Here is a 10,541-nt window from a genome sequence, read left to right as displayed (position 1 = left end):
AAAATATGTTCCTATTACATTTGATATATTCCCTAATGCTAATAACTCAATTCCTATTTTATCAAGTAATTTACTTTGATTCTCTAAGCCTATATTTTGATTTTCTCTTTTTTCTTCCCCGTCATCATACTTGCTCGCAATGATTTGTAATATATACCCGAGGGCTTGTAATGAGCTCCCTACAATAACAAGGTCCGATTCAACTTTCTCTTCTCCAATAAATCCTCTTGTCGTCCCAATAGCAGCTGTAAGGTTCCCTCCCACTTGAAACCATGCCCCTGTCACTTTTAAACCGCGTGGATTCATTTTTATCACCTATTTAAATATTTTCTAAAGCTTTCAAAACAAACAAATCTCACCCTTAATCGTTTATTTTATTTTTCATATGTGATTTTGTGAATGATATAATGTACTACCAATATAAAAAAGCACCTTAAAGGTGCTTTTTTATATGCATGCTGGACATGTCAACGAATCTCCATTTTTATCTATTGTTATATTCAATATATATTGAATTGCTTTATGTGACCAAGTTTCAGGTGTAGGTGATTCATTTATATATTGTGGAGCACATGACTTCAGCATTGGAGTACTAATACTCCCTCCAGGATCTAAAGCAACTACAGCCATGCCATAGGGTAATTCCAGGGCCATAGATTTAGTGATACCTTCAATAGCAAATTTCGAGGCACAATATGGCGCAAGCTCAGCCTCACCTTCTCTTCCCCAACTAGAACTCATATTAATGATAATCCCTTCTTTCCTAACTACCATTGCTGGAACAAACGCTCTTATTACATTTACTACACCATTCACGTTTACATTCATTACATTTTCAAATTCTTGAGCCGTAATTTTCCAAAGTTGTGCATTTTGATTTACAATCGATGCATTATTTATTATCAGATTGGGAGCCTTATGTCTATTAAGTATATAATTTGCCCAATTGTTAACTTGCTGAGAATCTGAAATATCAATTACTTGGAAATCATGTATTTTACTGTACTGTTTTTTTAGTTCTTCAATTTTATCTTTTGAGCGTCCACAACCATATATGTTCCACCCTAATTCATGAAATCGATCAACCATCGCACGTCCTAACCCTTGTGTCACACCTGTAATAATTACAGACTTACCAATTTCTTTTCTCTTCATTTCGCTCATCCTCCTTCCCTATATATTACTCTCTTCATTTTTATTCAGCCATTTACTATAGTATCAACTCAACTCATACTTTAGTAATAGTTTTGATATTGCATACATAAACAAAAAAAGTAACCATCATGGTTACTTTTTGCTACCTATCTAAAAATTCATTGTTTATTTCATTATTGTTTTTACATTTCAACTTCTCTTTTCCACATTTCTCACACTAGTAAATATAAACTACACCTAATGTACCTTTTTTTAAAATCCTCATTATCCTGCATCTTAATAAAAATATATTTATGTTTACAATGCGATTCACCCAAATAATTTTTAAACCACTTTTTCAACACAACACATTCCACCTTTATGATAGAACCTTTATTTAGCTGCCTTATGACATACTTTTATTTAAATGTTCAATCTCATATTGCAATTTTTTAAATTGCTCAAAATGCATGGTAATAGATTGACTACTACCATAATCAACATTTTGTTTCACTAATATAACACCCGTATCATGAAAAAGCGCTTCAAGTTCTTTCCTAATAGAAACTTTCGCAATATGAGCTGTTTTAATTGCAGATAAAATTGCAATTTCATTAAACTTTAATTTTATTTCATTTGGACAAAATGCGTCTTCAACTAATATAACTTCATTACTATAAATTAGTGCAACAAGATTACTTGATTTGGCATCTGTTAAATCAACTTTTTTCATAATATCTTTCATTACATTTTGCCTCCTTTATTTTCATATATATTAATTATACAAATTTTTCAAAAAAAATACTCAACTTTATTATATTAATTTTAACACACTTTTATTGAAATCCATGCTCCAAACGTTTTACTATCCCACAATTTTTATTGTATGAACCATCTGGACTATAACTCCATATAGTAATGTTAACAACTTATTATAAAGCAGGTGAAAATTATGCCATCAGTTGTAGGAAATTTAGTTGTACAAAATAGTAATGGTTCATTTAACTTAGGTGATTTCTACAACGTTTCTCCGAAAGAAAATACGAAAGCTTATAATGGCTCCGGCGCATCAAACGTTGGTTTTGTTGTTAATACTTTTAGCGGTGTTAGCGCGACCAATACATTTGATTCTGACCTTGCAGATCAAAACCAAGTGGGTACAGCCTAATCTTATGTTTAACTTTCTGTATAGAAAATTTTAATTTGTCTATACTATAATCAGGCTGTTTGACAGCTCTTGTTGATTTTGGAGTACCCTATCTTTTTCTCCCTTTCCCTGGGGCTCAGCAGCTAGCGCGAAGCTAGCTGCTTTTTCTTGTATTATTTATTTCATAAATCAGAAATAAAAGAAGCTGCCATTTAATATTCAGCTTCTTTTACGTTATTTCAATAATATCCATAGCGTTAAATACGTAAGTTTTATAAAAGGCGTCTGTACAAATTACAAATTGTTTTACCGGATTAATATGTACAACTGTCATGTAGCTTGTTAATATGTAGCCATCTTCAAAATATGTTACCAATATTTCTTTCTCAGACAGTAATGAATTTAATAATTTATCAGAAATTCTCTCTTTTGCTTCATTTGTTAAAAGCGGTTTTTGTACTTTTAATTTCTCTCCAATAATCTTTCTCATATTTAAAAGTTGTTCGGATATTACTGTAAACGGAACCCACTCTCTTTCTTCTTTTTGTATCTTTACATCGTTCATTTTTTATCTCCTTGATCATTTATACATTTATTTAGTCATACTATCCCTTAGTTATTTTTAATACTCACTAAACTCGGATTTACTTCTAAATTATAATTAGGTTATCCCTCTAAGGAACATTAGTTCTTATTATACACGAACTTACGTTCTTTTGAGAAGAGCCATACTTATTATTTTTTAACAAAAAACACAATTTTATTTACCTCTATACTTTCTTTTTCCTTTATCAAATAAACTTCTCATTTCTTATGTAAAATGAAATACATATAACAACTAAAAAGCGACTTCACACAAAGTGAAATCGCCTTTTTCTAAAAAATATTTCAAATTTTATTTTTCTATCCTAACTAATGTTCTTTCTGGAATACATAATTCATCTATATTAAAATGATTTATTTTTAATTTCAATTCCCCTACTCATTCCTTACCTTCATCACCAACCCAACAACTAAATAATTCGAAATAGTCTCCATCTTCCAAATAGCCTTCCATAATCTTGCATAAAGTTAAAAGTTTTTCTTTCGCTTCTTTTTTCCTTTACGTTTTGCCACTCGACAAATTCAATTCCCCAACTAGTTGAAACCTCATATGTGAAATTTGTTTGGAATTGATACTCTTGTACAATTTCAAGCATACTTTCATCTGAAAAACACGGTCCAAAAACAATTACATCATTAGAATCTGGAACCGTTAACTGAATTTCTACATTACAGCCTATGTAACTAGCTAAACTCATTTTATACTCCTCCAATATTCGTATAAAAAATACTTCATAGTATATTTATTCATATATAAAATCCCTACCCAAACAAAAAAGTTTTAAATTTTTTCGTTTATTAACCATCTATAACTGAAAACATATACTATGATGAACGAACTCACAAAGCATAAGAAAAGAGAACATTTACAACACTCTCTTTTCTTACATACTCTATGAAACTTTGCAAAACTGAATCAGTGATTTTTATTATTATATTTTATTACATAGGTTGTACTATTATATGTAACTCTCTCTCTGTATCCGATTTTTTCGGATGACGAAAATAATTAAGTTCGTACTTTAACACTTTATACTTAACCATCCCTATTTTAATCCCTTTCGTTTCTTTTAATATTGCTAATAAATCACTTATATTTTCATCATATGACTCAAAAATTTTCGCGCCGCCCTCTCCCTGAAAGATTACTTTCATATATTCTCTCCACCTTAATTTATTGATATGGTAAATGACGCGTTTAAAGCGATTCATTCTTTATCCTAAAATTTTCATACTAAAAAGAACATCCTTTCCAATCGAATGCTCAGCTTTTTACTAATTATCCACGTTAAATATTTATTCAAAAACATTATATGTATTATTTTGTAAATTATGTTCGATACCCATTATTAAAGAGTAAATATATGTAACAAACTTGCATAATGAAAACCGTATCATATCTACTTCCATTGAAATAATTATAATTCCTTTAATTTAAACCCATAATTTCCCATTGTAATTCTTAATATTTAAATGTAATATTGTATTGTCTTACTATCTATTTATAACTCACACACTAATTAGAAAAGGGAACTCTATATGAGTTCCCTTTTCTAGTTATGATTACAGTCATTATTTCTTTTCTAGAAATTTAAATGTATCTTTAAATTCTTTATTATTCACTTTAATATTAGCATCTTTCAATAAATCATTGACTACTTGTTGTTTCCATTTACCTGTCGTATCTTCTAGTCTTTGTTGTTCTAAATCTTTACGAATTTTATCTTTTACTTCATCAAATGGCTTCAATTCTTTTTTATCCGTCACTTTAATAATATGGTAACCGTAAGTTGTTTTAACTGGATCACTTACTTGGCCTGCATCTAATTTATACGCAGCTTCCTCAAATTCTTTCACTGTTTGCCCAGGAGCAAAACCAGATATTTCCCCGCCCTGTTCCTTTGAACCAGTATCTTCTGAATACTGTTTTGCTAAGGCAGCAAAATCTTCACCATTATTTACTTTCTCCTTTATTTCTTTAGCCGTTTTTTCATCTTTCACTAAAATGTGACTTACTTTCATTTCTGGTTTATAGTTATCTTTCACATCTTTTTCTGTAACTGTTGCTTTGATTGCTTTCTCAAATGCAATTTCTGGCTTCATTTTTTCTTTTAATTCATCTTCATTTTTCAATCCAAGTTGTTCTAAAGTCGATTTAAAGTTCTCACCCATTTTATCTTTTGCTTCTTCTACTTTCTTTTTTGCTTCCTCATCTGAAACTTTATATTTATCTAGCAATGCCTTACTTAACATCATTTGATATAAAGTACTTTCTCCATATTGTTGTCGTAATTCTTTACTTAATTCTTTCTCTGTAACATTTCCTACTTTTGATGTTACTACGTTGTCTGAGGAACCACATGCAGATAATGCTAGCATCAAGCATGAAATAATCGTTCCAATAAATATCTTTTTCTTTTTCAATTCAAATACCTCACTTTTATCATTATGCAAATTAACTATACACAGTCATTGTGAAAACAGTGTGTTTTCTACATGTAATTCATTTCATATGAGTAGACTATGCATCATGTATTTTCATTTTTAAATATAAAGAGTTTTCTTACTATGTATAGTAAGAAAACTCTTTATATGCTCCAAAAAAATATAACTTCTATAGTTACTTAATAATTACATGTTCTTCAGGTATCCAACTATTCTGCCCGATATCTACCGCATTTCCCACTCTATCCCACACTCGAAAAGATGTCGATCCATCTATATTTCCTTTATAATTCATACATTCAGGCTCTTCATAATAATTTACTCTGTAGCCGACAGGATATTTCGAAGTTGCATAAAACCATTTCACCTTAAAATGTTTTAAATATGCCCACTGCTTATCGTTCCCTAAACAAATCATATCTTGCTCACCGCCTCCCCAATAACCTGTTAAGATTAAATATGGAATTTTCTGAGTGAGTGCACCTGTAAATTGAGGATTCATAGGGTTCTCATATAAATTTATTCCGTATCCATCAGGATATTTCGAAACTGCAATACCAATGCCATTCGGTTGCTGTGTATACACTATGTTAGGTTGATTTGCTTTGTTCGAATCTATAAACCAAGAAAGTGACTTATTTCCTACTAATCGATTCAGATCACATTTCCCAACCCCAGGAACATTCCCTGAATCCGTATATTGCCAAATATCACATGGATATGCTGGCTTATTCCCTCCATAACGAGGGATCCATACGAAATCAGCTTCAATATTACGTGCTCCAAATGATAAATACATGTGATGCCCTACATATAATCCTACTTTTTCCGCACCTAAACGGCGTAATTCATCAATAAATGCCTGTGTCCCGCCTTGCATATCTGCCATCGTTTGAACTTCTACGTCCGCCACCCAAAACTTAGCTGATTGATCACCACGATTCCAAAAATCTTGTGCCTCTTTCTTTGCATCAGCAATAGATATAAAACGGCAAAAAGCATAATTACCGAATGGGATACTATACTTTTTCATTTCACTAACATAATTTTGATACATAAAATCCACCGTATTAGAGCCATCTTGAACTCTAACTATCACTAAATCTAGCTGAGATGCTGCAATATCCCAATTGATAGTTCCATTCCATTTTGAAATATCTACAATATAACCCATACATTCCAGCTCCTTTTTAATGTCTTATTCATAGCTTGTTTTATTGTAAGCCTTATCTCTCTAAAACTAGCTATCTATAATATAAATAAAAAGAATCGTTACTGTTTTTCAAAATATATTCTCTTTCAGAAATATTTCTATTAGCTTTAACATGTATGTCACAAAAAATATTATCATATTCGAAATATACCTTACTATTTGTTATGTAGTCTCATCCTATCAATTTAGGTATTGATCATTTTTACGGATATTAGAAAAAATCCTCCTATAATATTAACTTAAAACTTCCAGTATCAATTCCCTTTCAGTTAATAAAAATCATTCCTCATTTTCTATATATTCTTAAATCAAAATTACTATCTTTCCATGAAATATGAGATTTAGAAAAATTTTAATTAATTGAAAATTATTCCTGTTAACCTACAATTGTCCAACCTGAACACTATTGGTGCATAAAAAAGACATTTTCTATTACTGAAAATGTCTTTTTATAGTCTAATAAAACAATTTTGGTGTTAAATCTTTATTTTGTAATTGTGTATTTTCACTGTTCATAACACAACTTGTAGAAAATAATATTGGGCTATCACAAACCTCATCATTCATTACATCACGAAATACATTGGCAGCAACACCTGTAAACGTTTGACATAAGTTAGAAATATCGTCATTGAAAAACTGAATGACTTCCGCAGTGAACACCGGAAAGACAACATTCGGTCCGCCAGGGAACTGAGGCTGTACCACAACTTGTTCAAAATAAGGATTGTTTTCTAGTGCTACTTGAAATAAATGAGCTATTTCAAATGCATCTAGTGGACAAGGAAATGGATTTACAATTTCATTCTCATTATTCGTTACAATAACTGTCACACTTACATTCCCAAATTGTACAAAAGATTTTAAAAACGTTGCTAACGCTCTCGCTTTTTCATTACTTAACGCATGCACTAAAATAATATAATTACCACCAACAGGAATAAGTGGCCCAACTGTAACAGTTGGATCAGCACCTATTGAATTTTTTAATTCATTAAAATATGTGATCCACGGTGGCGAAAGCTGAGCTTGTACATTTTCTTCCACTATTTTATACTACCTCCTTATACAATTCTTACTAACATGATATGTAACAAATTAAAAAATGTATTAGTTATATTAACTATTTTCGTATTTATTGATTATATTAATTAAACATTTTATTTCGCATTCTCAATTTCCCTTTTACATCTTTAAGCACTTTTACTACTATGAAATTCTTTATTATAAGCAAATCCACTGAAATTTCATATTATACTAATACGACTCTATATCCATTAAATTATAATACTCAATATTAGGAGCTGATTTCATGGAAAAAAAGCCTATCGTGTTCAAAATCCCACCAAATTCAAAGCTAAAAGTTACATTTTTCGGTCCTTGTAACGAAGTAATTACAAATGTGTCTATTATTAATCAACTATGCACCCCAAAATGTCAAACTATCACGCAATATCCAGACTTTAAGAAATATGTAACTGAAGTACGATCGTTATCCCGTTGTTAGTCCGCATAATGCACGATTTTCACAACTTTGTTACCTAAAATAACTGAGAAAGAAAATGACTGCATTCCTAGACTAAAATTACTCATTTTATGATATTCCATTGATAATTCATTGATTTTTTACACGTTTTTATTAAAAGGACATATATTATCGTATGGAGATTATCCACTCATAAAACCTATCTTTCTTTGGAGCGTACTTATTATGTATGCTCTTTTTTTATGTAACCGTCCCCTTCTAAATTGACCAACAATATATTAAAATTCTTTATGTACTCAAGGAGGTCAAATATGTTCAAGCTGCATCCAATACTACTCATCTTAGGATTGATTTTGTTTTTATATAGTGTAATCGCCTTTATGTTATTCTTTTCAGTGTACTAGCATTCCCTACACAAATTTATGTTCAATATGTAATTTCTATATAGTAAAGAAAAAACGTAATGATGCGATCTTTTATGTATTTCGTCTTTCTTGTTCTATAAAAAAACTAGTAAACTTACTAACACTGAGTTTTCACAAGCATGTTACTTATTTACATATTATTTTTTTCATTATCTGAATAAGGTTAAAGCCTCTACAAATTAAACTACACTTTTACCTGTTTACTTATATATTTTAGAAAAACAATAATAATCCCCCACCATTTGGTAAGGGGATTAACTAAACCTACTAAAAAACATTTAATGATCTGTTTTATTTAATTGGAGAAGGAAATCTTGCCGCTTCAAAGTGAACCGTATTTAAACCATTAACATTTTGTACAATTACGCCCGCAATACTACTTTCTGCAAAAACTTCAACTGAATCTCCTGCTTCTAATTGAAGAATAGTAGTTACTGAAACATCATTATTAAAAAATACTCCTGTTCCAAAGAAATCATTATCTATCGCTATTGCTAGATTTCCATTTACACGAATTTCTACTCTAGCTCTGTAATTCACATTAAAATCATTTGGAGAAAATGTTATATTTCCTAATACACTATATACCCCTCTAGTTTTCGGAGTGAAAATGGATGTTACTGGATTATATTCATTCGCTAGATCAAATTGTTCATTTTGAAATAATACTTTAACAGGAGTATTTGCTAGAACAGGTTGATTAACTGTATTCACAGCTCTAAATGCCGATGCCCTTACAAACTCCTCTTTCTTATCATCACAACACTTCACCTTTACATACTTCCTATCACATTTACTACTTTTTCTATAACAATCATGACTTTCCTTTTTGTAATCTTTACAATACTTACAGTAATAATAAGACATAGTTAGTCCCCCTTTACACTTATTTTTATATAGTATGCTATATAGATTAGAATAGCTTGGACGACCTGTTACTATTTTTAATAGAGTAAAAAAACCTCACCATTTCGGTGAGGATTTACCTTTAAGCTTCTGTAAACTCAATGTTTAATGACTTTATTTAATCGGAGAAGGAAATCTTGCTACTTCAAAATGTGCACCATCTTCTAAAGGACTTAAAACTCCATCTATACTACTTTGTGCATAAACCTCAACTTCATCCCCTGCATTCAATTGAACAATCGTCGAAACACTTACTACATTTCCAAAACTTATTGGACCAAAAAAGTCATTATCTATAGCTATCGCTGCGTTTCCATTCACACGAATTTCTACACGCGCTCTATAATTTAAAGTTGGATCGTTTGGAAAGAAACCAATCGTTCCAATAATAGAATATACTCCTTTAGTCTTCGGCATAAAAATAGATGTTGCTGGATTATACTCATTCGCTAAATCAAATTGTTCATTTTGAAATAACACTTTCACAAAAGTATTAGCAGGAACATTTTGATTCACAGTATTTCTAGCTCTAAATGCCGATGCTCTAACAAGATTGTCCTTGTTATCATGGCACTTACTAGTGTTCTTACAACAATCATGGTGCTTCTTTTTATACTCCTTACAATACTTACAGTAGTAATAACAAGACATACTAATTCCCCTTTCAAACTTATTACTACATATTATGTAAGATTGATTTATAAGGTTTGGACTAGCTATTTTTATTGTTCATAAGGGCGCTATTAACCTGCACCCTTATTTATATACACCACTTCATTCCTTACTAGTTATAAGTTGTATACAGTTCCATATGGAATAGTAAGAAAAGAACTTCCATACGGTGTAACATGATGTACTGGGTAAAAATACTCTACGGATGAGTAATATGGTTGTACTCCTTGCTGCTGCATTTGCATTTGTTGTTGCATTTGTAATGCTTGTTGAATAGCTTGGACTGTACTTTGTGCTCCACTATACGTTATAGACGTACCGTACGCTGGTCGCATGCCAGCTTGAGAATTAAAATATGAATAAAACATGATTTTCAACTCACTTCCATATAATTTGTTACAAATTATATTATGATTCTTTATTTCAGTGGGTACTATAAAGCTAGTCCGCTCGCTTATATTCAAATGACAAAATAAAAAAGTAGCTGCTAGACTACCTCGAATTCTTCTT

General features: G+C 30.8%; 13 protein-coding genes and 2 pseudogenes. 2 read left to right on the top strand and 13 right to left on the bottom strand.

Annotated features, from left to right (window positions below; genetic code table 11):
* The 4 genes and pseudogenes from MR160_RS31040 to MR160_RS31025 all read right to left on the bottom strand — a co-directional run.
* Positions 1-306, bottom strand: a 306-nt coding sequence (locus MR160_RS31040; protein ID WP_481746743.1) for a DUF6944 family repetitive protein, incomplete at its 3' end; no start/stop codon positions are given.
* A 141-nt stretch (positions 307-447) separates the two neighbouring features.
* On the bottom strand, positions 448-1,155 hold the full coding sequence (locus MR160_RS31035; protein ID WP_000823053.1) for an SDR family oxidoreductase: 708 nt from the start codon (positions 1,153-1,155) through the stop codon (positions 448-450).
* A gap of 142 nt (positions 1,156-1,297) precedes the next feature.
* Positions 1,298-1,499, bottom strand: a pseudogene (locus MR160_RS31030) (hypothetical protein).
* 41 nt (positions 1,500-1,540) lie between these two features.
* Positions 1,541-1,879, bottom strand: a complete 339-nt coding sequence (locus MR160_RS31025; protein ID WP_000651908.1) for a hypothetical protein — start codon at positions 1,877-1,879, stop codon at positions 1,541-1,543.
* 207 nt (positions 1,880-2,086) lie between these two features.
* Between MR160_RS31025 and gerPF the strand changes: the two genes are divergently transcribed.
* Entirely contained in the window at positions 2,087-2,302 is a 216-nt protein-coding gene (gene gerPF / locus MR160_RS31020) for a spore germination protein GerPF (protein ID WP_001141569.1), read from the top strand.
* A gap of 208 nt (positions 2,303-2,510) precedes the next feature.
* On the opposite strand, the gene MR160_RS31015 is transcribed toward gerPF, so the two are convergent.
* From MR160_RS31015 to MR160_RS30990, 6 genes and pseudogenes are all read right to left on the bottom strand, one after another.
* Entirely contained in the window at positions 2,511-2,846 is a 336-nt protein-coding gene (locus MR160_RS31015) for a YolD-like family protein (protein WP_081143251.1), read from the bottom strand.
* A 330-nt stretch (positions 2,847-3,176) separates the two neighbouring features.
* Positions 3,177-3,582, bottom strand: a pseudogene (locus MR160_RS31010) (hypothetical protein).
* A gap of 244 nt (positions 3,583-3,826) precedes the next feature.
* Positions 3,827-4,039: a hypothetical protein gene (locus MR160_RS31005; RefSeq protein ID WP_000864274.1), complete on the bottom strand. Its 213-nt coding sequence runs from the start codon at positions 4,037-4,039 to the stop codon at positions 3,827-3,829.
* 417 nt (positions 4,040-4,456) lie between these two features.
* Entirely contained in the window at positions 4,457-5,308 is an 852-nt protein-coding gene (locus MR160_RS31000) for a peptidylprolyl isomerase PrsA (RefSeq protein WP_000727339.1), read from the bottom strand.
* A gap of 196 nt (positions 5,309-5,504) precedes the next feature.
* Positions 5,505-6,503, bottom strand: a complete 999-nt coding sequence (locus MR160_RS30995) for a glycoside hydrolase family 25 protein (protein ID WP_086391019.1) — start codon at positions 6,501-6,503, stop codon at positions 5,505-5,507.
* A 495-nt stretch (positions 6,504-6,998) separates the two neighbouring features.
* Entirely contained in the window at positions 6,999-7,589 is a 591-nt protein-coding gene (locus MR160_RS30990; RefSeq protein ID WP_000392278.1) for a hypothetical protein, read from the bottom strand.
* A gap of 265 nt (positions 7,590-7,854) precedes the next feature.
* On the opposite strand from MR160_RS30990, the gene MR160_RS30985 reads away from it, so the two are divergent.
* Entirely contained in the window at positions 7,855-8,049 is a 195-nt protein-coding gene (locus tag MR160_RS30985) for a hypothetical protein (protein ID WP_000412557.1), read from the top strand.
* A 695-nt stretch (positions 8,050-8,744) separates the two neighbouring features.
* On the opposite strand, the gene MR160_RS30980 is transcribed toward MR160_RS30985, so the two are convergent.
* The 3 genes from MR160_RS30980 to MR160_RS30970 form a co-directional block, all read right to left on the bottom strand.
* Positions 8,745-9,320, bottom strand: coding sequence for a complement C1q domain-containing protein (locus MR160_RS30980; protein ID WP_086391020.1), 576 nt, complete (start codon positions 9,318-9,320; stop codon positions 8,745-8,747).
* A 153-nt stretch (positions 9,321-9,473) separates the two neighbouring features.
* Positions 9,474-10,010 carry a C1q-like domain-containing protein gene (locus tag MR160_RS30975; RefSeq protein WP_002162813.1) on the bottom strand — a complete coding sequence of 179 codons (537 nt, stop codon included), beginning with the start codon at positions 10,008-10,010 and terminating at the stop codon, positions 9,474-9,476.
* A 137-nt stretch (positions 10,011-10,147) separates the two neighbouring features.
* On the bottom strand, positions 10,148-10,399 hold the full coding sequence (locus MR160_RS30970) for a DUF3947 family protein (RefSeq protein WP_000500101.1): 252 nt from the start codon (positions 10,397-10,399) through the stop codon (positions 10,148-10,150).
* Between the last annotated feature and the right edge of the window lie 142 nt (positions 10,400-10,541).

Origin of the sequence: Bacillus cereus group sp. BfR-BA-01382 (assembly GCF_022663475.1) — a bacterium.
GTDB classification, from domain to species: domain Bacteria; phylum Bacillota; class Bacilli; order Bacillales; family Bacillaceae_G; genus Bacillus_A; species Bacillus_A thuringiensis_S.
This window is presented reverse-complemented; position numbering and strand designations above follow the sequence as displayed.